At 36.9% G+C, this 26,151-nt stretch carries 21 protein-coding genes; 8 read left to right on the plus strand and 13 right to left on the minus strand.

Going from position 1 to position 26,151, the window contains the following annotated elements:
* Positions 1-480 precede the first annotated feature (480 nt).
* The 7 genes from PQG52_RS07940 to PQG52_RS07970 all read right to left on the minus strand — a co-directional run bounded on the left by PQG52_RS07940 (position 481) and on the right by PQG52_RS07970 (position 9,310).
* The gene (locus tag PQG52_RS07940) at positions 481-657 is read right to left on the minus strand and encodes a hypothetical protein (protein ID WP_271801717.1); all 177 of its coding nucleotides are present in this window, start codon (positions 655-657) and stop codon (positions 481-483) included.
* 97 nt (positions 658-754) lie between these two features.
* A complete protein-coding gene (holA, locus tag PQG52_RS07945) occupies positions 755-1,819 on the minus strand; it encodes a DNA polymerase III subunit delta (protein ID WP_271828899.1) in 1,065 nt (354 codons plus the stop codon).
* 19 nt (positions 1,820-1,838) lie between these two features.
* Positions 1,839-2,552: an LPS assembly lipoprotein LptE gene (locus tag PQG52_RS07950; protein WP_271828900.1), complete on the minus strand. Its 714-nt coding sequence runs from the start codon at positions 2,550-2,552 to the stop codon at positions 1,839-1,841.
* A complete protein-coding gene (gene leuS / locus PQG52_RS07955; RefSeq protein ID WP_271828901.1) occupies positions 2,549-5,161 on the minus strand; it encodes a leucine--tRNA ligase in 2,613 nt (870 codons plus the stop codon). The genes PQG52_RS07950 and leuS overlap by 4 nt, the downstream gene beginning before the upstream one ends.
* 24 nt (positions 5,162-5,185) lie before the next feature.
* The gene (locus tag PQG52_RS07960) at positions 5,186-5,677 is read right to left on the minus strand and encodes a DUF3576 domain-containing protein (protein WP_271789941.1); all 492 of its coding nucleotides are present in this window, start codon (positions 5,675-5,677) and stop codon (positions 5,186-5,188) included.
* A 127-nt stretch (positions 5,678-5,804) separates the two neighbouring features.
* Positions 5,805-7,061: a nickel pincer cofactor biosynthesis protein LarC gene (gene larC / locus PQG52_RS07965; protein ID WP_271828902.1), complete on the minus strand. Its 1,257-nt coding sequence runs from the start codon at positions 7,059-7,061 to the stop codon at positions 5,805-5,807.
* A gap of 74 nt (positions 7,062-7,135) precedes the next feature.
* Positions 7,136-9,310, minus strand: coding sequence for a tetratricopeptide repeat protein (locus tag PQG52_RS07970; RefSeq protein WP_271828903.1), 2,175 nt, complete (start codon positions 9,308-9,310; stop codon positions 7,136-7,138).
* A 354-nt stretch (positions 9,311-9,664) separates the two neighbouring features.
* Here PQG52_RS07970 and PQG52_RS07975 point away from each other — a divergent pair, with 354 nt between their 5' ends.
* From PQG52_RS07975 to PQG52_RS08000, 6 genes are all read left to right on the plus strand, one after another.
* Positions 9,665-11,404, plus strand: a complete 1,740-nt coding sequence (locus PQG52_RS07975) for a beta strand repeat-containing protein (protein ID WP_271828905.1) — start codon at positions 9,665-9,667, stop codon at positions 11,402-11,404.
* A 271-nt stretch (positions 11,405-11,675) separates the two neighbouring features.
* Positions 11,676-12,905 carry a mechanosensitive ion channel family protein gene (locus tag PQG52_RS07980; RefSeq protein ID WP_271828906.1) on the plus strand — a complete coding sequence of 410 codons (1,230 nt, stop codon included), beginning with the start codon at positions 11,676-11,678 and terminating at the stop codon, positions 12,903-12,905.
* A gap of 105 nt (positions 12,906-13,010) precedes the next feature.
* Positions 13,011-14,204 (plus strand): MFS transporter, encoded by a 1,194-nt coding sequence (locus tag PQG52_RS07985; protein WP_271828908.1) that lies wholly within the window; start codon positions 13,011-13,013, stop codon positions 14,202-14,204.
* Positions 14,205-14,241: 37 nt separating this feature from the next.
* Positions 14,242-14,607 (plus strand): MerR family transcriptional regulator, encoded by a 366-nt coding sequence (locus PQG52_RS07990; RefSeq protein WP_271828910.1) that lies wholly within the window; start codon positions 14,242-14,244, stop codon positions 14,605-14,607.
* A gap of 131 nt (positions 14,608-14,738) precedes the next feature.
* On the plus strand, positions 14,739-15,671 hold the full coding sequence (locus PQG52_RS07995) for a hypothetical protein (protein ID WP_271828911.1): 933 nt from the start codon (positions 14,739-14,741) through the stop codon (positions 15,669-15,671).
* A complete protein-coding gene (locus tag PQG52_RS08000; RefSeq protein ID WP_271828912.1) occupies positions 15,613-15,987 on the plus strand; it encodes a calcium-binding protein in 375 nt (124 codons plus the stop codon). Before PQG52_RS07995 ends, PQG52_RS08000 begins: the two co-directional genes overlap by 59 nt.
* A gap of 200 nt (positions 15,988-16,187) precedes the next feature.
* Here the strand turns inward: PQG52_RS08000 and PQG52_RS08005 are convergent, their stop codons facing one another.
* From PQG52_RS08005 to PQG52_RS08030, 6 genes are all read right to left on the minus strand, one after another.
* Positions 16,188-18,791: a GH39 family glycosyl hydrolase gene (locus PQG52_RS08005; protein ID WP_271828913.1), complete on the minus strand. Its 2,604-nt coding sequence runs from the start codon at positions 18,789-18,791 to the stop codon at positions 16,188-16,190.
* Between the two features lie 369 nt (positions 18,792-19,160).
* Positions 19,161-20,333, minus strand: a complete 1,173-nt coding sequence (locus PQG52_RS08010) for a M20 aminoacylase family protein (RefSeq protein ID WP_271828914.1) — start codon at positions 20,331-20,333, stop codon at positions 19,161-19,163.
* A gap of 223 nt (positions 20,334-20,556) precedes the next feature.
* The gene (locus PQG52_RS08015; protein ID WP_271828915.1) at positions 20,557-21,336 is read right to left on the minus strand and encodes a DeoR/GlpR family DNA-binding transcription regulator; all 780 of its coding nucleotides are present in this window, start codon (positions 21,334-21,336) and stop codon (positions 20,557-20,559) included.
* 48 nt (positions 21,337-21,384) lie between these two features.
* Positions 21,385-22,527, minus strand: coding sequence for an MFS transporter (locus PQG52_RS08020; protein WP_271828916.1), 1,143 nt, complete (start codon positions 22,525-22,527; stop codon positions 21,385-21,387).
* A 141-nt stretch (positions 22,528-22,668) separates the two neighbouring features.
* Complete coding sequence (locus PQG52_RS08025) at positions 22,669-22,887, minus strand: FIG domain-containing protein (RefSeq protein ID WP_271828917.1); 219 nt, start codon at positions 22,885-22,887, stop codon at positions 22,669-22,671.
* Positions 22,888-23,346: 459 nt separating this feature from the next.
* Positions 23,347-23,724, minus strand: a complete 378-nt coding sequence (locus tag PQG52_RS08030; protein WP_271789954.1) for a hypothetical protein — start codon at positions 23,722-23,724, stop codon at positions 23,347-23,349.
* A 27-nt stretch (positions 23,725-23,751) separates the two neighbouring features.
* Between PQG52_RS08030 and PQG52_RS08035 the strand changes: the two genes are divergently transcribed.
* Positions 23,752-24,741, plus strand: a complete 990-nt coding sequence (locus PQG52_RS08035; protein ID WP_408869545.1) for an RluA family pseudouridine synthase — start codon at positions 23,752-23,754, stop codon at positions 24,739-24,741.
* 449 nt (positions 24,742-25,190) lie between these two features.
* A complete protein-coding gene (gene rpoH, locus PQG52_RS08040) occupies positions 25,191-26,093 on the plus strand; it encodes an RNA polymerase sigma factor RpoH (RefSeq protein ID WP_271789955.1) in 903 nt (300 codons plus the stop codon).
* Positions 26,094-26,151 lie beyond the last annotated feature (58 nt).

Below are 26,151 nucleotides of genomic sequence, written 5' to 3' on the forward strand. Positions count from 1 at the left end.
GGATCACCAGAGGCAATCCGCACAAACCCATCATCAATCCACAATGAACAACCATCAGATGGATCCGTTCTGGACATAACTTGCACAGCTTAGTATAATTTGATAAGTGATGAGGTGATAATAGATAATGAAAGTTGAGAATATTTTGTTCAAACATGTTTGAACAAAAATCAAAAAAATTACTACATATAACGCATCAACAGAATAAAGTATCGACTTAATTGTATATCAACATAATCCTTGTGCAAGTAAAGCTCCGTTTCATAACACTATCAAAACAATAAAGACCCTAATATTACCTTAACGCACTATATAATGCAGGCTCACGTACGGTTAGTTTTACCTTTTTCCAAATATATTAACTTATTAAATATTAGAGTGAACTAAACTAGAAAAATTTATCGAACTATCTTGAGTTGATTAATGGTGTCTACGGCGGGATTCGAACCCACGGCCCCAGGATTCATCTCACTACGATTTTCATCGCCATTGTGATAAAACACAATGTTTGTAAGCTGGACTGTCTCTTTGCCCTAGGATATATCCCTTAGGCACCACCCGTACAGTCTCTACACCTTCCTTATATAAAATAAGGCTTGGCTCGGGATTGGTATGGTAAAGACTACCGAAACGTTCCCCGAATTTGAGTGGATCCACTTTATCGTTTCCAAATAAAGCGCCCAATTTTTATTTAGGAATCCTGTGCTCTATCCTGCTGAGCTACGTAGACACTTCTTTACCTTTTAACGCGTCTTTATAAATTTGAAAAGAGCTTGTATTCATCTAACTGAACTTTTTTCTCTTTCACATGTTGTGCAATGGTTAGCATGAAATGTTGACACAAAGTTTCTGCTGGAATTGCCGTTTGTTTACACAAATATTCTAATTTTTGGGCATATCGCAATAAAGGATATAATGAATCAGAATTCCAACTATCCATCGCTTTTAAAAAACTGTCAGTGCGTTTAAAAAAAACAGGTGGATTTAATTTAGAAATAGCAATTTTGGCAGGTGTACCTTCTTCAAACAAAAATCGTGCTTGTAACAAACGATCAATATGCTGCAACAGATTACGTGTCAAAGCAACCATATTCACCCCTTCTTTGATCGCTTTGGTCAATGCTTTGTCAACCATCACGGGTTGCCCACACATTGCAGCATAAACAACATCTTCAACGGAATATTCAGCATCATCCCCAATCGCTTGCTGAACATGGATTAAGGTGATTTCAGGATCTGATCCAACATATAACAATAATTTATCAATTTCATTTCGGATTAATGCTCTATCAGTACCCAAAATAGCCAATAAATAACGAAAAGCATCAGATGCAATTCTTTTTTTCCCCAATAATACCCGCACCGTTTCTTCCAATGAGCGTCCAGTTTCTGCATAACAAGGAATAGTAGCAATTAAAGGATGTTTTTCTGCTAAAATGCGCAAGGACGCTCTGGGGGATAAACTGCCTGCTTCAATAACCACTACAGAATCAAAAACAAAAGGATCTTTTTTATCTGTAGGATATAAAGCGCAAAATGTTTCAAGCGTTTTCGCAAGAGTGTCGGTCGCTTCACGTACCCACACTGCCCGTTGCCCCCCCATCAAAGACAAGGCAGTTGCTTCTTCTTTCAATCGCTCATGATATTCTTTATCAAGCACACAGACTTGAAAAGGATCATCTAAACGACCAGCAACTTTTTTAACAAGATGGCTCGCTCTTTCTCGAACAAGCCCACTATTTTCACCATAGATCAAATAGACACGAAATTGTATAGGTCCTTGCAAAAGACTTATTATATTTCGTGCGTCTATTTTCATGCTCTAAACCTGTCGGAGTTTAATTACCAGGCACATCATCAGGCGTCATATTATCCATACCCACAGGGATCATTGTATTTCGACCCGTAGCCATTGCGGGAACCCCATCGACACCAGCCCCTTGAGTAGCCGCCCCGTTAGTTCCAGGATTCATACTGGGCAACATATAGGTTGGTTTTGGTGTATTTGGTGTTTTTGCTTTGGTTTGATAGGTATCATTATTTCTAAACCAAGTTGCAACTTGTTGTGTCACTTCATCTGCTAAATTTTTGGCAACGCGACCTTGGGCTGTTTCGTCATTTAAACTTTGTGCAAAATATTGCTCATAAGTCACGGTATAACCATCCATTGTCTGAGCATCCCCTTGCGCCAATACGACAGGGTTAATGGAAATCGTCTTTAACGCCCAATGCGCAGTTCCAATCATCCTTGCACGACCAGAAGAGTTATCATAATGAATATCAATAGCTTCTTCTGATAGATTAGGAGAAACATCCAATTGATATGTTTTGGGATCTTCTGGGCCTGCACCCGCAAGATTTTGTTGCAGAGCCTGACGCACAAGCTGTCCATAACGATTAGCCAACACAGGAACATAAATTTTCTGTAGCTCGTCATTCACATCTAAGTTTGCTGTTTTGCCATACATGGGTTTAAATCCACACCCTGACACCATCCCCCCGATACCTAGTAAAATACAAGAGGTTTTGAGAAACTTACTGATTATTTTCATCCGCCTACCACAAAGTTAACGATCTTGTTGGGAACATAAATGGTTTTCACAATTTCTTTTCCATCCAAGAATTTTGCAACTGTTTTTTCCGCGCGTGCAAGTGCAATCACTGCGTCTTTGTCCATGTCAGGAACCACTTCGATTGTTCCTCTGAGCTTCCCTTTGATTTGCACCGCAATGACAATACGCGTTGCAGCCAACAAGGACTCATCAGCAATGGGCCAAGGCGTTTGTGCAACAAGCTCTGAAATCCCTAATAAACGCACCATATCTTCAGCCATATGTGGAACCAATGGACCTGATAACAAACTGAGCATATAAGCTGCTTCACGACGTGCATAATCCATTCCAACTTCTTTGGCTTGCTTTTCAGCATCTGCAACTGCGTTCGTCAACTCATGTAAACGTGCTATCGCCACATTCATTGCAAACCCGTCCAAAGCTTCAGTCACTGCAACAATCGTTCGATGGGTCATACGACGCAAATCATCTGCACTTTGAGCAAATTGCTCTGGCAAAGCAACATCAGCTGGAACATCTTGTGCAATAATAGACACAACACGATATAAACGTTGTAGGAAACGAGAAGTTGCAACAGCGCCTTCTTCTGTCCATTCCATATCACGTTCTGGTGGATTATCAGACAAAATAAACCAACGAGCTGTGTCTGCTCCAAAACGTTCAATAATTACAGAAGGTGCAATCGTATTCTTCTTAGATTTGGACATTTTTTCAACACGTCCAACGGTAATTGCTTCCCCTGTATCATGTTTTACAAAACCAGCATCCGTTTTTTTGATTTCGTCAGGAGAAACCCATTCACCCGCAGCATCTTTATAGCTTTCATGCATTACCATACCTTGGGTAAAGAGTGCTTTAAATGGTTCCTCCATCCCAACTTCATCAATCGTATTTAATGCACGCGTAAAGAATCGAGCATAAAGTAAATGCAAAATCGCATGTTCAATCCCACCAATATATTGATCAACAGGCATCCAACGATTGACCGCTTCATGATCAATTGGATCATTTGAATGAGGCGCTGTAAAACGCGCAAAATACCATGAACTATCCACAAATGTATCGCACGTATCCGTTTCTCTTTGTGCTTTGCCATGACATTTCGGACAATTGACATGTTTCCATGTCGGATGGTTATCCAATGGATTGCCAGATAAAGAAAAATCGACATCTTCTGGTAAAACAACAGGTAATTGATCTTCTGGAACAGGAACAACACCACAAGTCGGGCAATGAATCACAGGAATTGGGCAACCCCAATAGCGTTGACGGGATAATCCCCAATCTCTCAAACGCCAATTAACAATTTTCTCGCCAATACCCATTTCTTCCAAACGTGTAATGGCTGTTTTCTTGGCTTGGGCAATCGTTAAGCCATTTAAGAAATCGGAATTAATTAAAATGCCGTCTCCCGTATGCGGCTTGTCTGTGACGACAAATTGCGCTGGGTCTTCACCTTGAGGCATCACCACGGTTTTAAAGGAAAGGTTATATTTAAGGGCAAAATCAATATCACGTTGATCGCCTGATGGACATCCGAATACAGCACCCGTACCATAATCCATCAACACAAAATTCGCGATCCAAATAGGGAATTTTTGATCTGGCATAAAAGGATGAATAACATATAAGCCAGTATCCACACCTTTTTTCTCGGCTTTTTCGATGACTTCTTCAGAAGTCCCCATACGGTGACATTCAGCAATAAAATCAGCAATCTTAGGATTATTAGTGGCTAGTTTTGCAGCAATCGGATGATCTGCCGAAATCGCCAAAAATGCCATACCAAATAAAGTATCAGGGCGCGTGGTAAAGACTTCAACAGATTGGATTGCTTCTTCGAAATCAGCTGGAGCATTGTCCAAAGCAAATTTAACTTTTGCTCCTTCTGATCGTCCCAACCAACGTTCTTGCATGGTTTTAACGCGTTCAGGCCAATTATCTAATGTTTTCAACCCATCCAACAAAGGTTGTGCAAATTTGGTGATTTTAAAGAACCATTGGAAAAGCTGCTTCTTCTCAATCAATGCACCAGAACGCCACCCTCTGCCATCAATGACTTGTTCATTGGCTAAAACAGTTTGATCTTCAGGATCCCAATTCACCCAGCTCTCACGGCGCTCCAACAACCCTTCCTTCATCAAACGAAGGATGAGTTTTTGTTGTTGCCCATAATATTCAGGTTGGCAAGTTGCGAATTCACGATCCCAATTTAAAGAAAAACCAAGACGTTTTAACTCTGCACGCATGGCAGCGATATTTTCCATCGTCCATTTTGCTGGGGACACACCACGACTTTTGGCTGCGTTTTCTGCTGGCAAGCCAAAAGCATCCCAACCCATTGGATGCAAAACACTATACCCACGGGCTCGTTTATATCGAGCAACCACATCCCCCAGCGTATAATTCCGCACATGTCCCATATGCAACTGTCCTGAAGGATAAGGAAACATTTCCAAGACATAATATTTAGGAGCATTCGCATCAGGAACGTTGGGAACGTCAAATAAGCGACGCTTTTCCCATTCTTGTTGCCAAAATGGTTCTGTATGTTGAAAATTATACGAAAAAGAAGAAGAGTCACTCATAATATTTTAATCAGTATCTGTTAATTATTTTTTATATTTATCAGCACGTAATTCACGCGCGCGAACTTGAATCTTACTGGTAATGTCAGATGCCGTATTATTGGCCACTGGCGCATCCACCCATTCGCCATTTTCTTTTACTTGTCGGTGAACAACAACGCTAATCGAATCAGAGCGTAAACGGCGATCCAAGACCGAACAAATAATTTGAAAACGCTCTGCGTTTGCTGGAACGGGTTGATACCAATCCGTTACAATGGTGCCTCCAACCGCATCAGCAGATATAAAGGGCATAAAAGACAACGTATCCACCGCAGCGCGCCATAAATAAGCATTAACGCCGCCTTGCAAACTGTCATCCCCACCCACTGCAGAGCGATCAACACCAACTAAACGTTGGTCTGGAAATGCCAAATTTTCTTGTTTTTTGTCTTTTGAACATGCTGTAAGCCCCAAAGACAAGGCACTTGCCACTAATAAAAGTCGAGAAAACGACAATGAGGATACAAAATTCATAGTTTATGGCGCTCCACTATTCCCAAATCAGTGACCTGACGTTGATGGTTTTCAACAAAAACGTTACAATAATATTGACGTTTGTTATACAGAGTTTATATAATTTTTTAAATCTTTATTCTTGATATTATGAATTTTTTCTTGTTAAAAAAAGTGTTTTTACCGTTTTACTGATCTGATCTGGATGTAAATCATGTTTTTGAGCAACAGATTCACATACTTGCCCATCTGGAATCACGAAAATAATTTTATTATCCAATAATTGACCTACTTTTATTTTAATTTCCCCCCAAGGCGTTAAAACCAATTCCTCGGAATGAATTAAATCCTCATAATATTCAGTATGCCAATGCACCGTATGTAACAACGGGATTTGAGAAAATAGGTAATGACGTATTGTCACCGCATCCTCAGGCAAGGAAATAACCGTTAATTTGTCTGTTACCTTGTGGGTAAAAGAAACGATGGGTTGCGTATAGACCAATTGTGCTGTTCTGGAGTAGAGTTCTTGTTGTAACTTTTGAATGCGTTCTGGTTGTATATCCGTAAATTCTGCCTCGGTAACAATGACTTCATGATTCATCGTTTGTTTTTTTCCAACTTTTGTATCGCCAATGCAGATTCTTAGAAAATTAGGTAGATTATCATATTCTATTCTGCCAGCACCATATCCAACATGCGTAATGCACATAGCTGGACAAGGTTCAAACTTGATTTTTAATGCTTTCAATAACGCTGCACATGTCGAGGTCAACAATTCTTTTTGAGGGCCTTCAGAAAAAATAGAGGCTTTATCCCCCAACAGCTGCAAGGTTGCTGGAGTTGGCACAGGTAACGATCCTTGTGGGTATTTCAACATTCCTGAACCTACATTCAAAGGTGATGCATACCATTGATCAATATGTAACCAATCACACCCCACACAACACAAAGTCACCGTTACCACCGTGTTTAAGGCTCTGACTTCATGAAAATAAATTTCTTCAATGGGCAAAGCACGCACCTCTGCCTCTGCCTGAGCCAGAAAAGTAAAGGTATCAATCGCTAATTCTTTTGCTTTTTCGGAGATAGGCGCATTCGAAATCAAAGCAATAATTGTGCTCAGCAACTGTAAATTTTCGGGTGATTCATGTCGTTCTATAAAAATAGGCAACTCGTAATAAGGCGTTGACTCTAAATCAATCTCTGTTGAAACGAGACTGACATGCGCTTTGGTGGTTTCAATCATGTTCCGCTTAATATGCATTAAATCAAGCCGAACACCGATATCCAATGCATCCACCGCTTCATACAATATTTCCGCAGGAACACCAGCATCCACCAGAGCCCCAATAAATCGACTGCTGCTCATCCCTGCAAAACAGTCCAGATACCCTATTTTCACAAGATTATTCTTTCGTAAGTCACTTTATGTATTCAGCTTATTGAGTATACAATGATTGATAAAGAAACAAAAGGCTAATGTCCCCTAAGCGATTGTAACGATTTTTTGACTTCTTTCCAGAATAAATCACGCTTTAACTTCGGCACTGCGCCAAATTTCGGCTGCGGGCAATTATATCCAAAATCTTTTGCAAAAGGAACAACAGCACCGTTTTTCAAATAAAGATTATAAAGCTCTCTGGATTTCGCATAAGCAAATTGAGGGTCATTCACAGCACCTAATGACATATGTGAAGATGGTGATTCTGTATCTTTAGCCATAGATACACCATCATAATATGACGTCTTTTGCATCCAACCATTCGCATGACATAATAATGCTGCATAAGCTTGAGATTGATAAGGAATTAAATTTGCGGCATATGATACATCTTCGACTGCTAAATATCGGTAATGAAAACGACGATTAGGAATAGGCCAAGAAGCCCCCGTTCTGACTTGTTCTGCTGGCACGCTCCAAGGTTCATTATTAAGATCATTTGCAGGACCAATCATCTGACCAATACCTTGTGGATATGTTCCAGGATTTTGATCTGGATATCCATCGGTTCCCATTAACTCCATTCCATGACGACGCAAAATCGTTGCTGCTTTCCATGCAGCCTTGGCTCGATCGGTTGCCCAAAAGCTTCTATGCATGTCTGTTGTTGCTTTGATATAAGATCGCTCTATCTGAACATGTTGAGGCGTACCTTTACAATTTGCATCACCAATCTGAGTAAAATATGGAATTGCTTCTTGTAAACGCCCCTCACGCATTAAACGACGAGCCAACAAATGACGTAACGCCATTGAGCGACCATTTAAGCTATACCTCATATTATATTCATCGTCAGAAGTTTCAGCAGCATTTTGATCAACATAATCTTCTTCAATGTCCCGATTACAAGCTGCCTTACTATCCTTAGGAACGTTTGTATGGCTATTTACAAACTGGCGTAACTCATCGGGTGTCAACACATTTTCAGCGAGGTAAACGATATCTCCCCAATAAATATCTCGCACTGACCATAATTCTTCCAATGCTTGAACAAAATTCCCTTGGGATAACGTTAGAACGGCACGCTCACCTTGCACACGTTGCCTATTGCGTGTCTGCAAAGTTTCATCATTAAAATGGCTAATGGCTTGATGATAATAGTCTTGGGCTTTTATCTTCTCACCCTTTCTTAATGCAATCTTAGCCAAAATCCACGCATCAAGGGCTTTTTGATTTCTGTTCCAATCATATTCCGCAAATGCTTGTGCTTTGTCCACATCATTATTTTGATAAGCAAAAGCAGCCAAAGACCCCATATCATCATAATTATTTTTTGGGTCTAAACCAGTTTGGATAAAGGTTTGCAAAATATTTTGTATTTTAGCTTTAGAATAAACTTTATAATCAATTTCATCTGTTAAAACATAAGCTAATAAAAGCTTTCTTAACAAAGAATTTTGAACAGCTTGCTTCAGCAATTCTCTCGCATTGAGATTATTAGGATCACTTAAACCCTGCAAGATAATCATAACAGAACTTACACCATCATTATCACCCAATGTTGCTTGCTTAAGGTATAATTCTACGGCTCTTTGTAACTGTAAAAAACTATCCTCTTTAATAGAACCAACTTGCCAATAAACTACATCATCTTTATCTATGCTTCGCATGCCAATTTGATCTAATATTACTCCAGCAGCCTCACCATAAGCAGCAATTCCCAAATGTAATGGGTCAGGCGCACCATGAGCAACTAAATAGGCGGTGCTATTAAACGATTGAACCGCATCCTCAAAATGTCCTAACTCTTTTTCAATGCGCCCTAACGTATATTTTGCACAGACTTGCTGGGCTGGGTTACTATTATATGCCAACATTGAAAATGCTGAATAAGCATCTTCCCATTGCTTATTGTGAAATAAGATTGCTGCTTTTTTATAGGCTTCATCTGTATTGGGACAAGTTGTTTGACCAATATATGGATCATTCAGATTGGTCGCAGAATATAAATTCTTCTTTTCTTCTGCTGTCACAACACCAAGAGTTTTTACTTTCTGGGAAAAACTATCTATTGCAGGCAAATTTAATAAAGTCTCTTTGCGGTTATCTAAAAGCTGCCAAGGAAAATACGGTCCACATGCAATCGCTATTGTCGATGTTAATGCAGTCAATCCTGCACAATAAAGCATAATTTTGATAGACCGCTTCATTTAACGATTTTCCTTATATTGGCTATACTATTTAGAACCATAACATAAGATTTTCCTAAGAAAATAAATTATTTACTTTAATGATGGTATATTAAAAATTTTGGATAATCAAAACATGTTCAATAGTTTTATTTATCAAATTTTATTATTTAGATAACTGCAAACCTTATCACAAATAATACGCAATGGAATCATATAGTTAAATTAATTGTGATTATTATTATCACATATTGTATATTATTAATAAATAGATATTGTTAATATATGATAATTATCATAATTTGGATATTACTATAGACTTAATCCTTAGCAATCAAATTTTATTATAATATCATTATCTGGAAAGGTTAAAACATGAGCGAAAATACAACAGATCATACAGACGTAATCTTAGAAGATGCTCTTCAAAATGACTCGATCACAATAGATGACAGCGCTTACACACCTATTACGGGAAGCAAAAAACCAATTCAGTTAGATGATAAGAATTATCTCCTAAAACTTGGGAACAAAAGTGATATTACAGGTGGAAATGGCAATAACACTATCACTCAACACGGTTCTTATGCCAAAGTCACATTAGGAGATGGCGATAACAATCTTAGTGAAAATTATGGAGGATATAACACTTATATATTTGGTAACGGTAATAACACCATCACTTCTGGTAATCCAACCAACAATATTTATATACTCGGAAATGGAAATAATCATATCGAAGCTAGAGGTGGTAATACTACTATAGGGGATGGAAATAACGACGTTGATGTAAGAAGTGGAAATGTTACTATAGGCGGAGGTGATAATACCATAAGAACGTGGCAAGGTGGCAATGCTATTGTAGGGAATGGTAATAATACGATTACTATAGGTAGCGACAATATGGTCATAGGGAATGGAAACAACACTATTACTTACGGCAGTGGAAATACCACTATTGGCGGTGGAAATAATATAATCAATTATGGATTGGGAAATCTGCATGTAGGTGATGGAGACAATAGTTTCAATATTAGAGGCACTAACGTAACTGTTGGCGGTGGTAATAATCAATTCGTAACAGGTAACGGCTCTGATAACATACATATAGGATCGGGAAATGCCACAATAACAGCGACAATGGGAATGCATACGATTACAGGAGGATCTGCAAATTCTTACATTGCTGCTACTATCAATGGTGGAAGTAATGCAGTAGATTTAACGGGTAATGTTAATCTCATATATGGAAGAGGAAATGATAATAGCCCGTTAAACGTCAATGGCAATGCAACTATTTCTGGTTTACAAACAGATCAAACAGTAAGCATTAATGGAAAATCTATTTTTAATAATGTTCTTATTAAAAATTTGGATCTAAATGGCAATACTACAATCACTGGTGGTGTAGACACAAACATAAGTTTACTGCGTGGAAATTACGATAGTAAGAGCCTATTGACTAACAGTATTAATACAACCGTTAATGCCTTATATGGAAACATAGATGTAGATGGTGGCCATAGCAATCAATTTAACTATATTAATGGTAACATCAATTTATCTAGCGTTAGCGCCACCGTCAATTACTTCACAGGCGGAACTGCTAATATCAAAGGCTCTGGGTATTCAAATACGACTTTTAAAACATTCAGTAAAGAAGATAGTATATTTACAGCTGGTGATGGAAATGAAACATTAAATGGCAGCGGTTCTTCAGGGGCGTTTGCAGTTTATGCCAATATTGATCAAAAAACATCAGAGGAAAGAACTGCCCTAACTGCAATTGGTGGCAGCGGAGACGACACGCTCACAGCTGGAAGTGGAGATTCAGTATTTACTGGAGGAACTGGATCAAACTTATTTGCATTTACCAAAGAGGATGTTGCTGGTGGCACCACAGTCATTACTGATTTCTCTGCATCTCGAGATAACCAAATTGCTCTATTCAATTATGGATTAAATCGCAATTCATTATCTAAACTCCTAAAATCCTCTCAAAATAATGCTCATGGTGATGCTGTTTTAAATCTTGAAAACCACTCAGTCATCCTCCAAGGCGTTTCTGTATCTGATCTAAATACCAACCAGTTCTTCATTTACAATAATAAATAACCTGTAATATATTCAAATCGGTTAACCAAGTCGATTTGAATATTTCTTCTTTGGAAGAAGCGTTATCCGTTACAAACTTATATCAAAGATGATTGCAAGAGTATATATTTTAGAAAAATAGAAATTATATATAATTATTAATTTCAACTCCAACGCAATTAACCTACAACAATATATTATTATTTTAAAAAATTCCCTGTTCGTGGTTTAATGATTGAAATTATAATACAGCCCTTTTAAAGAAATTGTTTTTAATCATTAAGGTTTAATCATGCAGAGTTTAGCATCAATGTTGGATTGGATTTATTCCAATAAAATAGTATTTTCTTTGTTATCCATTGTATTGATGTTGCTATCTGGATTCATTGCATCCATTATTTGCAAATATTTCCTATTAAGCATTGTTCGTCAGTTTATTTTACACAGAAATACCAACAGTGACGATCAGAAAAAAGACATTCGCATTACAGAGCGACTGTCGCATATTGCCCCTGTTATTACTGTATATTTTATGTCTTTGTGGATCCAGGGCTTGCCCGTGGGTCTGGTTGAAGCCATTCATACAATATGTGCTGTGATATTGATCATCAATATCACGATATTAATTAACGAAATGCTGGATATTACCAAGGATGCTTATGCCAAAAAACATGGTGCCAAATCGGGATCCATCAAAGGCTATATTCAGATTGGTAAGATTATTATATCCTCGATTGCTGTGATTTTAATTATCGCAACGTTATCTAATAAATCCCCAATCATTATTATCTCCAGTTTGGGTGCTATTGCAGCTGTGTTGATGTTGGTTTTCCAACATACCTTGATTTCATTGGTTGCCAATATTCAGGTTTCTTCTTCAAATGTTATTCGACTAGGGGATTGGATCGAAATGCCCATTGTCAATATTAGCGGTGAAGTCACTGATATTGCCTTGCACACCATTACTGTCAGAAACTGGGATAATACGATTTCTCAAGTCCCAACCAAAAATTTTATTACTGAAACCTATACCAATTGGCAGCCCATGTTTGAATCCGGTGGGCGCAGAATTAAACGCAGTTTCTTTGTCGATCAATCCAGCATTATATTCTTTAGCGATGATTTATTAAATAGTCTTAAATCCTATGATGGTGAGATTGTCAATAATATAAAAAGCCATATAGAAGCCAAGATGGCGTTACCCCAATATAAAAATATTACGAATTTGGGGTTATATCGCAGCTTTATTCTCGATTACCTTAAAAACCGAGAAGATATTTGCAAAGATATGTATATTGTTGTTCGTCAGCTCAGCCCAACTTCTGAGGGACTACCCATCGAGATTTACTGCTTTACATCGAATGTCTTTTGGAACGAGTATGAAGAAACACAATCAGAGATTTTTGAATTTATGTATGCCACCGCAATCTTTTTTAAACTGGGTATTTATCAAAAACCCTCAGGGACTGATATTCAAAAATCATCTTCGATACAAGCCAATAGTTCAATTGATTTAAATTAATGAATAAAGCATAAAAAAGCATTTTATCTCCTATTGACTGAGAGCAAACTCTCAAGCGTATGGCTTAAAGATATTGATCTTTATGCTATACGAAGAGAGCTTTTAATGACTGTTCCGTCCTCTGATATTCCAAGCCCAACCCCTTATTGGAGTGCTATTCTATCCTTATTTATGGGGGTTACTTGTTTGATCTCGGCTGAGTTTTTACCGATCAGCCTATTAACCCCTATTGCCCATGATTTACATATTACCGAAGGGCAAACCGGACAAGCCGTCACCGCCGTCGGTATTTTTGCTGTCATCACTAGCTTGTTAATTGCGCCGATTAGTCAAAATATTAACAAAAAAACATTATTACTCAGTTTTTCTGTTTTAGTTATCTTTTCAAACAGTATCGTTGCAATCACTGACAGCTTTTACGTGCTTTTACTAGGGAGATGCCTGTTAGGGATATGTGTGGGTGGCTTTTGGTCTTTGACCTCTGTTGTTGTCCTTGACCTTGCACCGACCAAAGATGTTCCCCGTGCATTAAGTATTATTTATGCTGGAGTGTCTGTCGCAACCATTATTTCCTTACCTTTTGCTAATTATCTAACGCTTTTATTGGGGTGGAGAATGATTTTTTATCTTGCAGCATTACTTGGGGTCATTACGTTAATTTGGCAAGCCATATCGTTACCGCAACTCCCAGTTTCAAAGAACAGCAACTTCAACGCCATATTTACATTAACACAACAGCCGTGGGTCTGTTTTGGGCTTTTTGCAATATTCTTTAGCTTTTCAGGTTACCATGTCGTCTTTACGTATCTCAGACCCTTTATCGAAGGAAAACTTCATTTTACCAATAATGCTTTATCGCTAACTTTACTGGGTTTTGGTGTCGTGAATTGTTTGGGAACTTTTGTGGCAGGATTTATTTTGAATAAATCTTTCCGTATCACAATGATCGTCATTCATGTGATTCTGTGTATTGTGGCAATATTCTTTTATATCAATCATCAGATTACAGCAGATCTAACCAAAATAATGCTTTGGGGATTTATCTTTGGTATTATTCCCGTCGGATGGTCAACATGGATTACCCGAACCTTAGCCGACCGAGCAGAGATTGCAGGAGGATTAATGGTTGCAGCCATTCAATTTTCTATTACGTTGGCAGCAACAATCGGTGGTATGATTTTCGATCATTATGGTTTAAATGGGTTGTTTATTGCATCGGCAGCGATCTTTATCTTTGCCATTTTCTGCACCATTATCAGCTTTTCTTTGTTTCATAGAACAACAGGAAAACATGTATAATTTAAATAGCACTGTTTATACATCAAGGAAAGTAATCATGTCCTATACCATTCATCAAGTTGCCAAGAAATTAAATATCAATCCTCATACCATTCGTTACTACGCCAAAGAAGGATTATTTCCCTTTGTCGATCGTAATACCGCTGGTGTGCGCATCTTTCAAGAAACCGATGTTGAATGGGCTTCTTTAATACAATGCCTGAAAAACTCTGGTATGAAATTAAAAGATATCAAACAATTTATTGATTGGGTCGTCCAAGGCGATAGCACCATTAATCAACGATTGGAATTTTTCAAAAACCATCAAAGAAATATTGAACAACAGCTGGCTGAGTTACAAGAAGTATTAAAAGTTGTAAAATACAAACGAAAATATTACGAAGAGGCCAAAAAATCATTGTAATACGTTCATTAAGATCCATACAAATTATAAATAACATGTATTGTTAATAGAATAATTCTACTTTAATAATATATTAGTCATCAATATGACTGTTCTATTATTATTTTAACATATATCGTTAGGATTTAGGTATGAAGCGCAATACATCTGCACAACTAGTTGAAAATGCTAACAGTAATTCCGAAAAATTGGTTAATTTTGTCTTCTTACAATCAACCACAAATGCAATTATTTTTACTACCTCTGTAAATAATATTACTATCGGAGACAGCGACACAAATCTAACCTTAGATGATGATAACTATCATATTCTTTTTGGTAATGGGAATAATAAGCTTCAGATTGGCAATGGTGACAATGAAATCCAAGTTGGAGATGGAAACAACACCATTCTTACAGGTTATGGAAGTAACAGAATTACTCTAGGAATGGGTAATAATTCTTTAACGCTAAATGGTACTGATACTGTTTATAGTTATGGGGATTATAAACCTGATGCCTATAATTATGTTACAATTAATGGGGGTCATTCAAACATCAATATTTCAAATCAAGCTTATGTCTACGACATGAGCAACCCTGTTAATGATCCAGAATCAGGAAACATCAATAACTATATCTATGTCGGTTCAAACAGCCATGTGATTGGCGGACAACAAAATTATATCTCTTTTTTAGGAAACACAACCAACGAATCAGATCCATCTAAGATAAGCAAAAGTGTTCTAAAAAATACTTATAATAGTACTATTGGGTCTGCTTATGATAATCTTGTCGTCTCTGGTGGTCATAACAACGACTTTTATTACATTGGCAAAGATTTTTCTTTTTCAGGCGGCACTGGAAATACAAATGTTTTTCATGTTGAAGGACAAGTTAATATTAAAGGCTCTGATGGGCTGAATATGACAATCAATTCCTATAATGATCAAAGTAATATATTTACTGCACAAGATGGGAATGAAACATTAAACGCCGCAGGATCAACAGGCGCATTTGGGATTTATGCCAACACAGTATCTGGCGGTCGATCTTCTTTGGTGGCTGTGGGGGGGGCGCAGTGATGATACGTTAACGGGTGGTGTTGGAAACTCTACATTCACAGGGGGTGCAGGATCCAATTTATTTGCATTTACCAGCAGTGATGTCGCAAATGGTTCAACCGTTATTACCGATTTTCTCGCTTCTGAAGATAACCAAATTGCACTCTTTAATTATGGTTTAAATCGCAGCTCTTTATCTGCGCTGTTAAAAAATTCTCAAAATGATGTTAACGGTGATGCTGTATTAAATTTGGGCAACCATGAAATTACTATCCAAGGCGGATCTGTATCCGACCTACATCCAAGTCAATTTATAGTTTATAACTCAAAAGCATAATAAAGATAATTCAAGCTGATTTAATCGACAATCAGCTTGAACCTATAAAGGACTATCCCTTCAAAATAGAAACAATATATTTTAGTTTTATATATTCCTTTTGCCATCAATTTAGATTGCTTTGGAATATGTGAATTCAGTCAATATAATTTATATATTGACTGAAAAAGATTACGATTATTCCTACTAACGAAAGAAGCTTATTCAGGAATTAACACATAATCAATTGTATCATATCCAGCAGGTGTAGATTTTCCCGCACCAATGTAAGAATTACCGTTAAGATTTGTATTTTTATATAAAACACCAGAAATATGAGGTATGAAACTTAAGCGATCGCCTATATCGAACGTTTTTGAGATGTTAGTAACACAACTTTGTTGTGCATCACTAAAGATCGTACTGCCAGGACACGTATATATAGGGCTAAACTTACTTATGAATGCGATGAAGTATTTTTGGTTTGCAGTAAATACATAGTTGGGCGGTAAAAAATCACGAATCGGCGATTTTTTGTTTAATGGCGTTTTAAACTGGTGTCTTACAATACCACTTGTACCATCACCATAAATTCCACCATTGATATCTTCATCCAAAGGAATTAATACATAAGTGAACGTATCTGCACCAGCTGATGAAGAGCTTCCTCCACCTATGAATTCATTACCATTGAGATTTGGATTTTGGTATAACACACCAGAAATATAAGGCGTAAAAATTAAAGTGCCCGTTTCAATATCAAAGGTTTTTGCTAGAGTAGAACCACAATTTTGTGTTTCCGCATTGAAAACCGTAGTACCTGGACATGTATATATCCCTCCATACGTACTTATAATTGCAATTTTATATCTTTTATTTGCAGTAAATACATAGTTAGGCGGCAATAAATCACGAATAGGTAACCTTTTACCAATCGGAAGTTTAACAGTATGCCTTACAACACCACTGGTATTGCCGGTATTGTTACCACCGTTGTTACCACCGTTGTTACCACCATTATCGTTGCCGTTATTGCCGTCATTACCATTATTGTTGCCGTTGTTATTACCATCATTACCAATCAGTTCGATAGTATATAAAGTAACAGTAGACGGTTTTGCACCAGTATCAGTAATCTTTAAGACACCACCAACAAAAGAAGTTTGAATCGATGTAGATACTTCTGATGCGGTCATGCGATCCAGACGCGTACCTTCGATCACTCTGTATGCGGTCAGTTTGAAACTTGTATAACCACTTGATATATTATTAACTTGGAACCCAACCCCTGTATTACTTTGGGTATAAGTTCTGGCCCTGGCTCGTAAATAACCAGAAACAGGTAATTGTGGAACAACCGTTCTTTGTGTCACAGCATTGTTAAAAGTTACCGTATTTGGATCAACACCACCAAACCATTCATTCATACTCCAGCTATCATTTAACTGATTAACTGTTCTGTTCGAATCTAAATAATGTTGTTTATAATTAAATTTAGCTGAACTTCCAGAAACAAAGCTTGTGTCAATTTGATAATTAGCTGCAATAATGTTGATTTTATTACCAGCATCATTTTGTGCAGCCATCGTTGCAAGTCCAGTATTAAACTGGTTGTCATGACTAAGAATATTTGGGGTTTCAAGCATTTTGTTGAATAAATAAAATCCTTGTGCAGCACATGTACAAAAATTCTTAACTTTTGCGTCACTTGGATTAGGCTGATCATTAAATAATCCAAAAGAACTTGCATCACCACGATAATAATAAGCCTTATCTGTTTTACAATATTGCATAAAAATTAACGCAGATGTCAAATAAGCCGCATTTGTTGCTGATTGAACATTAGAAAGAATATTCGCTCTACCAAAAGGAGAAGAGTTCCATTCTGTACAAATACTTTCAATATTGCTATAACCATATTTGGTTAAAGCGGTTTGAATAGCATTCCCAATATCAATAACATTTTGTGGATCCGCAGTTAAGTTACCATAAAAATGCCAAGACAAGAAATCAATAGGAGTACCTGTTGTGCGACAATAATTTAACAAACCATCAATATAAGCCCCACCTGGATTATAACCATTGGCTACACCACAACCGCCGACCTTAGCATCTGGATCGATAGATTTAATCATACGTGCTACTTTTGAGTAAAACTCATAATAAACTTGTGGGTTATTATTATTCCAAAAAAATGTTAAATCAGGTTCATTCCAAATTTCCCAATACGTCACTTTTCTGGGCAAGCCTATAGACTGATAATTTAAAGAGTAACGTTTTACAACCTCTCCCACTAAGCTAGCATAAATATCGAAATTCTCGGGAACTTCGTACCCACCGTCTAAAGTACGTCCAACACGAAACATAACTTGTCGTTGAATATTATTAGGGTTAACAGACGGATTATTATCTAAAATACGTTTGATATAACTGTCGGTTGGTTTATAATTTACGTTTTGCATCGCAAGAGAAAGATTATTTGCTCTCATCCCCGCCGCAGCGTACGGAAAGATTGTTCTTTTATTTGCATATTCTGCAATAAAAGTTCTTGCTTTTGCCTGTGAAGCACTTGGCACATTAATCATTAATTGATTTTGGTTGCTTGATCTGTTCGCAACAAAACCATTATCAATATCCCCTATTCCAAAAATATCGTGTAAGCGAATATGGGTAACACCCATTTGGTTAAATTCATCTTCAAGATCTGGAAAACCAGGCGCAATTGAAATAGGTGAACCATTCACCCCACCAACATCTTTTATTTTACCAGCTTTACCAGCAGAAGTATTAATTTGATTTTTATTAATATTAACTAAGAATACCATTTAAAATACCTAAAAAATTTATAATTAAAAAAATCTTTACTATTAATTTTTAAAATAATATCAACTATAAATTGAAAACTTATTAGTAAAGATAGTATTATTATATCATAAATTGTCTTATTTTAAATATTAAAAGTAATTTTTAATGTAATAATTTTATTTATACAACCAAATTAATTATAAGTATTTAAAATAAAAGTACTTTTATTTTAATTATTATTTGTATATATTAAATATATTATTGTATTAAAATATTTCTCAAAGAATTTTAGCGCCTGCCCCATATGTAAAGCAATTCTTCGAGTATAACACGCAGAAATAGATACTATTCAGATTAATAAAAATGATACTCAACCTGAATATAGACTATTATTTTTTTAAATATTCTTGAGTAATAGCACACCAAAAAGCTGCTGCTGGAATAATAATATCGTCATCAAAGATATATCCAGGATTATGTACCATGCAATTTCCTGGTTGATCGCCATTCCCAACAAAGAAATATGCCCCATTTGGATGGGCTTCTAACATAAATGCGAAATCCTCACTGCCCATGACTGGGGATAAATCAGTATGCACCTTCTCTGCACCAAATAATTCTGTGGCAATCTTTACCCCAAAATCAACCGCTTGATCACCATTAACCAAAACAGGACTACCATTAATATGATCTATCTTAACACTGGCATCAAAACTTTTTGCTTGTCCTTCAGCAATTTCAGTAATGCGTTTCAATAATAATGAACGTGTATCAGGATGCAAACTGCGAACACTTAATTTTAATAATGCTTTTTCATTAATTACATTCGGGACATCGCCTGATTGAATGCTGCCCACCGTAATTACCGCAGCCTCTTGTGGAGCAACATTGCGCGATACAATCGTCTGTAATGCCACCACGATATGACAAGCCACCACCGCAGCATCAATCGTTCGTTCTGGCATCGCCCCATGTCCACCCAAACCAGTCACTTCAATGTGAACTGTATCAGAAGAAGCCATCATTGCCCCTTTGGTGATATAAAATTCACCTTTTTTTAAAGAAGGCATATTGTGAATGGCATAGATAACATCGCATGGAAACAAATCAAACAACCCATCATCCATCATTTGCTTGCCACCATATAAGGTTTCTTCGGCAGGCTGGAAAATCAAATGAAGGGTGCCATCAAAATTTTTGGTTTTTGCCAAATATTCAGCAGCACATAAGAGCATCGTAGTATGTCCATCATGACCACAACCATGAAATTTATATGGGATTTTACTGATCCAAGGTTTATCATTTTTCTCTAGGATTGGTAAAGCATCCATATCCGCACGAAGTCCAATAACTTTATCACTCGTACCAACTTTTAAGGTGCCAACGACACCTGTTCTTGCTAAACCACGATGAACTTCATACCCCCACTCTGCTAATAACTTTGCAACCAGGTTACTGGTATCTTGTTCTTCAAATCCTAATTCTGGATTTTGATGAATTTTACGACGAATTTCAGTATATTTATCTTTATTTTTCGTTAATACATCTAGAATTTTATTCATTTTTTACGTCCAATCAACCAATAAAAAATTATTTCGAAGAATGATAGTCTTTCATTTTTAAACGAATGTAGCACGTGTTAAATAAACTAAATCATATAATAGTTGCCACTTCATTTTCTAATTTGAATTGTTGTAAAACAATTTTATCAACTAGCATAATATTCTGTATTATAAATGCAAGACAACCATAATTAGAATTTGTATAACGATACTAAATAAAGCCTTATTTTTCCTGATTGGTATGATAAAAACGAATATTATTTTTAAATTGTGAAGATAATGTAGCATCTAATGCGGTACTCATAACAATAATATCAATTTCTTCTGATCTTGCCACCACGTAGCGCGCAACCATCGAAATCTTATTTTTTGTTAATGGGACAATCACTTGATTAGCCTGCTTAATGACGATTTTTTTGAATTCACAATCTGCATAACAAAATCCTGTTAATCCAACCTCGGGATCCATCGCACATCCTCCGATAAAGACTTGATCGAAAATCATTTCTTGTATTTGTTGGATCGCCATCCCACCAATACAACCCCCTGTATCACGATGGATCTCTCCGCCCAATAAAATGACTTCACAATATTCAAGTTGTAATAAGGATACTGCAATTTCAGGAGAATTCGTGACAAAAGTTCCCTTGATCTCTTTGGGTAATGCCTTAGCCAAAGCAAGATTTGTTGTACTGGCATCCAAGAAAACACAACCATTATCTTGAATAAATTCTATACATTTTTGCGCTATTTGTTTTTTTTCATCATAATTACTTTGTTTTCTATCAACAAAATTATCATTCCTTAATGCGGATAAAACGGCTCCACCATAAACTTTTTTACAAATTCCTTGCTGGCTCAGTTCTTGTAAATCACGACGGATCGTATGTTCTGATACATTTAATTCTTCTGCTAATACAGCACAGACCACACTACCGTTTTTTAACAGTCTTCGATGGATCAATTCTTGTCTTTGTTGAGGGAAAGCAGCATAATCGAGCATCGGTTTTATTCTCTTTAAAATCAAATAAACAATATATTTTAGTAATCTTTAGCTAGCTTTCAGATGGTTTCGCAAAGCGATCGCCATAATCAACACCACCACCATTAACATAGCGACAAAGATAAACGCATGGGACAAAGAGCTGTGATGGGCAACAAACCCAATACCCGCAGGTCCCGCTAAGATGCCTAAATATCCCAAAGTTGTTATTGCAGGTACTGCCACAGCTTGTGGCATTGTGTTTTGTTTGCCGACTTGATTATACATCACGGGAACAATATTAGCGCATCCACTACCAATCAATAAATATCCTACAAGAAGCGTATATAATTCAACACCCGTAATCACAAAATAAAATCCAATCACGGTGATAATTGCACCAGCAATCACAACCCGCATTGCACCCAATTTGCCAATAATATAATCCCCTGTCAGGCGCCCCAAAGTCATTGAAGATGCAAAAAATACATAGCCCAAGCCCCCCAATGAATCATTGATATGTTTTGAATCAACTAAATAAACGGCACTCCAATCCAATGCACTCCCTTCAACCATAAATACAATAAAGCAAACAATACCTATAATCAAAACAACCCCCCTAGGAATAGCAAACGCTGGACCTTTGGTAGGGCTGACATCCGATATTAAATGCGGAACACATACGACAAGAAAAGCAATACAAAGTAACATCATCATTAATGTTGCAATAACAATATTGACACCAACATTAAGAAAACCAGTCATTAAACCAGCCCCTGCAATCCCCCCAACGCTGAACATGCCATGAAATCCAGACATCAGAGCTTTTTTTGCTTTTTTCTCTACCATAACTGCCTGAATATTAACAACACAATCTAACAGTCCAATGCCAATTCCAAAACCAAAAAGAAATATAGCTAATAAAATTGGATGGGTAATCAAAGATAAAAATGGGAGCGTTATCAAGATGATGAAAACCGAAGCAATAATAACCTTCTTACATCCATAACGAGACGTTAAAAGACCAGCCGTTGGCATCGCAAGTGATGCCCCTGTCCCCAAACAGAGCAACAATGTCCCTAATACAGCATCATTAATCCCTGTATTCATTTTTGCAAAAGGCACAATCACTGCCCAAATTGCTGTGACCAATCCAGCAATAAAAAAAGCAATCCGTGTTGAATGCCGATCATTGATATATTTTTGTAACATCCATATTATCTTTCTGTATTTAACAAGTGCAACACTTGTTGATGCAACTCTAAATTTGCCGTGCCACCACAGCCCCACCTTGTTCTGGTCTGCTTCCATCAAGAGTAATTACAACCCCGCCTGCATGTTCAATAATTGGAATCAAAGGATGATATCATAAGGTTGCAAAGAATATTCTACACAAATGTCAATATGCCCCACAGCCAGCATAGCCATTACATAACATTCGCCGCCATATCGGGCGATTAAGACTTTATCTTTTAACACATCAAATCGATTATTTGGATAAATCTCAACAGATTCTGGAGCAGTTATATGTAAAATAGCTTGATGAAGCATAATTTCTTGTCTTGTCCTCATTCTCATGATTCCTAAACGCCCAAAGAACCACGATTTGCCCATCAGACCAAAAAAAATCAAATGAGGGAAAAGAAGAGTTGACCATTTTGTTCTCACTTTTATATCGTTTTTCCTTAGACAAAATGATATATTATGATATCTTATGCAATATTTAAATGATAGATTATGATAATTTATATATATTTATGATCAGTCAAAAGCATTTTGGAATTGAAAAAATACTAAATTACTTGATTATCATGGAAAATATAAAGACGTGGCGCTTCACAAAATCCACCATCAAATAAACTTAAATGAAATACTTAGTTTTACTGCAACAATTAAGATCTCAAAAATGATATTACTGGGTAATATACATCACCAAACCTTAACTGAAATGCCAATATGATAGAGCGTGATTGAACCTAATAATACTATCTATAGACCAATTCAAACGCCCTTTATCATGTTATATCAGTGTTATTGCCCAGAAGATGGCGTTTCAGATAATTTTACTTCAGATAACTTTTGTTGATTAGCAACATCCCAAATAATTACACGATCAGGCAGCCCACCACCACTCAGAGAAATAGCCATCGTTTGATCAGATTGGCGAAACACTTGGGTAATATGGGTACCATTAGGCTCTTGTAAAACACTGACTGGACGAGTAATAGAGGGAGCAGAGCTTGTAACATTAGCAACAGCTGGATGGTCATTTTTATGAAGAATACGACTGACGATGACAAAAATCAGAACGGTCGTCGCAATAATAATCAACACCCCAAGGAAAATAACTAATGCTAACATTCCTTTGTTTTTCGATGTTAAAGGCTCTGTTGTTTGTTCTGGTGGCATATTCATCTCTTTTTTGGAACTTTCTCTATGTCTGATATAAATAATATGATTGAGTCTTCTATTGTAGCCCTCGTTGCAAAAGAAAACAATAATATCCGTCTTGATCGTTTCCTTGCCCAAACATGCGATGACTATTCCAGATCTCGTATTAAATCGCTAATAGAGCAAGGACTGTGCCAACGCAATCATTTAATCGTTCGTGATCCGTCAACTTCTGTCAAAGAAGGCGATCATATTGAGTTGTCTATTCCAAAAGCAAAACCATATATTGTTGAAGCTCAGCATATCGCACTTGATATTTTATACGAAGACCACGATTTAATCGTGATTAATAAACCCGCAGGCTTAGTTGTTCATCCTGCCCCTGGGAACGAAGACGGTACATTAGTCAATGCATTGCTTGCCCATTGTGGCGACCAGTTGACGGGTATTGGTGGGGAAAAACGTCCAGGCATTGTACATCGACTAGATAAAGATACCTCAGGCATCATTGTCGTGGCAAAAACCGAGCAAGCATTAACAAAACTATCCGAAGATTTCGCCAACAGAAATATTGATCGGTTATATCTTGCTTTGTGTTGGGGTGTATTAAATCCTACCAATGGCAGTATCGAGGGCAATATAGGACGCGATCCTTATGATCGCAAAAGAATGGCTGTCGTCAAACGTGGCGGAAAATTCGCCAGAACCCATTATAAAACACTAAAAATCGTTAATCCTGCCATCAGTTTAATCCAATGTAAGCTTGATACAGGCCGGACCCATCAAATTCGTGTTCATCTCTCTAAAGAAGGACATCCTTTGGTTGGTGATCCTGTTTATTTAAAGCGAGTTCCGGCGATCTCTAAACATATTCCACAAGAACAAAAAAATAATGCTTTGGATTTTCCACGCCAAGCACTTCATGCGACCCTTTTAGGATTTACACATCCAATTACACAACAATATCTGCAATTTGAAAGCGACTTGCCCCCAGACATGGCAGAATTGATGTACAAATTATATGTCAATTCATAAAATCGTGTAATTGAAAAAATTCATAATGATGACAAATAAAAACAATCAAGTCTAATTCCAAAGAATCTCCGATTCGCCCCGTAACGAATCATTTTAATCGCTCTCAAAACGTTACAAATTCTTAAAAACTTATAATTTTTTTCGTTAATTTTTTATTAACAAAGCCTTTATTATGTGTCATACAGTTATTTTAAATGCAAGTCTGTGCGATATGATTTATTAACGATTAATAATATTGCGATCCAAAATCGTTTTTATCGATCAAAAAGCGTAAATAAAGGGCGTATTTCTTTTGACAGGACTAATTTGGTCTGGTAGAAAATAATCATTGAGTGATAATTTCTCAATCAAAAACAAAAGCGACCAAACAAGGTCGTATATCGAAATTAAAAAGATCTATAGAACAATTTTGCGACAGCAAAGTTAATATCATAAAGGAGCATAAATTTATGGTGTCTTCAATGTTAAAAGTATCTCCGGATACAAACCTTACTCAATATATGCAGTACACACGCAAATTTCCACTTTTGACGTTAGAGCAAGAGTATGAATATGCAACAAAATGGAGAAATGAAGGAGATATCGAAGCCGCACACCGTTTAATTACCGCCCATCTAAGGCTGGTCGTCAAAATCGCAGCTGGGTATAAAGGCTATGGTTTACCTTTGAACGAGTTAATTAGCGAGGGCAACATCGGGATGTTACAAGCAACCCAACGATTTGATCCCGAAAAAGGATTTCGTTTTACAACTTATGCCATTTGGTGGATCAAAGCTGCTATTCAGGAATATATCTTACACAGTTGGTCTTTGGTTAAAATTGGTACGACAGCTGTGCAGAAGAAACTATTTTTCAATCTTCGCCGTTTGAAAAGCCAAATCAAAGCCCTTGGTGAAAATGACCTAAATCCTGAACAACTAGAGATGATCTCTAAATCTTTAGGAGTACCCAAAATTGAAGTGCAAAACATGAACCAACGCCTAAGCGCACATGATCATAGTTTGAACTCACCTATTGGGAATGATAATGATTATGACGAATGGCAAAGCATGTTGGTTGATGAAAGCAGCAATCAAGAGGAAAATTATGCCGAACAAGAAGAGTTATCAAACCGCAAGAATATGCTTCAAGAAGCAATGAAGTCTCTTAAACCAAGGGAACGCGAAATTTTAGTAGAAAGGAGATTAAAAGAAAAGCCTGCTACTCTTGAAGAGCTTTCCCAAATATACAATATATCAAGGGAACGTATTCGACAAATTGAAGTAAGAGCGTTTGAGAAACTACAAGAGCTTATACAAGGCAATGTCAGTCGTTCACAAAATAATAATTTTAGTAACCACGCCATTGCATGAATTAAAAATACTGAAGTTAAATAATAAAATAGAATACTAAAGTTAAATGAGATTTTTT

The sequence above is a fragment of the Commensalibacter communis genome (genome assembly GCF_947179105.1).
In the GTDB taxonomy this organism is placed as follows: domain Bacteria; phylum Pseudomonadota; class Alphaproteobacteria; order Acetobacterales; family Acetobacteraceae; genus Commensalibacter; species Commensalibacter communis.

Bases quoted from the DNA above. Each gene is read 5' to 3' on its own strand.
- PQG52_RS07950 (WP_271828900.1), bottom strand. From the start codon at position 2,552: ATGAAAATAATCAGTAAGTTTCTCAAAACCTCTTGTATTTTACTAGGT.
- PQG52_RS08005 (WP_271828913.1), bottom strand. From the start codon at position 18,791: ATGGTATTCTTAGTTAATATTAATAAAAATCAAATTAATACTTCTGCT.
- PQG52_RS07970 (WP_271828903.1), bottom strand. From the start codon at position 9,310: ATGAAGCGGTCTATCAAAATTATGCTTTATTGTGCAGGATTGACTGCA.
- rpoH (WP_271789955.1), top strand. From the start codon at position 25,191: ATGGTGTCTTCAATGTTAAAAGTATCTCCGGATACAAACCTTACTCAA.
- PQG52_RS07960 (WP_271789941.1), bottom strand. From the start codon at position 5,677: ATGAATTTTGTATCCTCATTGTCGTTTTCTCGACTTTTATTAGTGGCA.
- PQG52_RS08020 (WP_271828916.1), bottom strand. From the start codon at position 22,527: ATGTTACAAAAATATATCAATGATCGGCATTCAACACGGATTGCTTTT.
- PQG52_RS08015 (WP_271828915.1), bottom strand. From the start codon at position 21,336: ATGCTCGATTATGCTGCTTTCCCTCAACAAAGACAAGAATTGATCCAT.
- holA (WP_271828899.1), bottom strand. From the start codon at position 1,819: ATGAAAATAGACGCACGAAATATAATAAGTCTTTTGCAAGGACCTATA.
- PQG52_RS08030 (WP_271789954.1), bottom strand. From the start codon at position 23,724: ATGCCACCAGAACAAACAACAGAGCCTTTAACATCGAAAAACAAAGGA.
- PQG52_RS08035 (WP_408869545.1), top strand. From the start codon at position 23,752: ATGTCTGATATAAATAATATGATTGAGTCTTCTATTGTAGCCCTCGTT.
- PQG52_RS08000 (WP_271828912.1), top strand. From the start codon at position 15,613: ATGCCAACACAGTATCTGGCGGTCGATCTTCTTTGGTGGCTGTGGGGG.
- PQG52_RS07985 (WP_271828908.1), top strand. From the start codon at position 13,011: ATGACTGTTCCGTCCTCTGATATTCCAAGCCCAACCCCTTATTGGAGT.
- PQG52_RS08025 (WP_271828917.1), bottom strand. From the start codon at position 22,887: ATGAGGACAAGACAAGAAATTATGCTTCATCAAGCTATTTTACATATA.
- PQG52_RS07990 (WP_271828910.1), top strand. From the start codon at position 14,242: ATGTCCTATACCATTCATCAAGTTGCCAAGAAATTAAATATCAATCCT.
- PQG52_RS08010 (WP_271828914.1), bottom strand. From the start codon at position 20,333: ATGAATAAAATTCTAGATGTATTAACGAAAAATAAAGATAAATATACT.
- PQG52_RS07980 (WP_271828906.1), top strand. From the start codon at position 11,676: ATGCAGAGTTTAGCATCAATGTTGGATTGGATTTATTCCAATAAAATA.
- PQG52_RS07995 (WP_271828911.1), top strand. From the start codon at position 14,739: ATGAAGCGCAATACATCTGCACAACTAGTTGAAAATGCTAACAGTAAT.
- leuS (WP_271828901.1), bottom strand. From the start codon at position 5,161: ATGAGTGACTCTTCTTCTTTTTCGTATAATTTTCAACATACAGAACCA.
- PQG52_RS07975 (WP_271828905.1), top strand. From the start codon at position 9,665: ATGAGCGAAAATACAACAGATCATACAGACGTAATCTTAGAAGATGCT.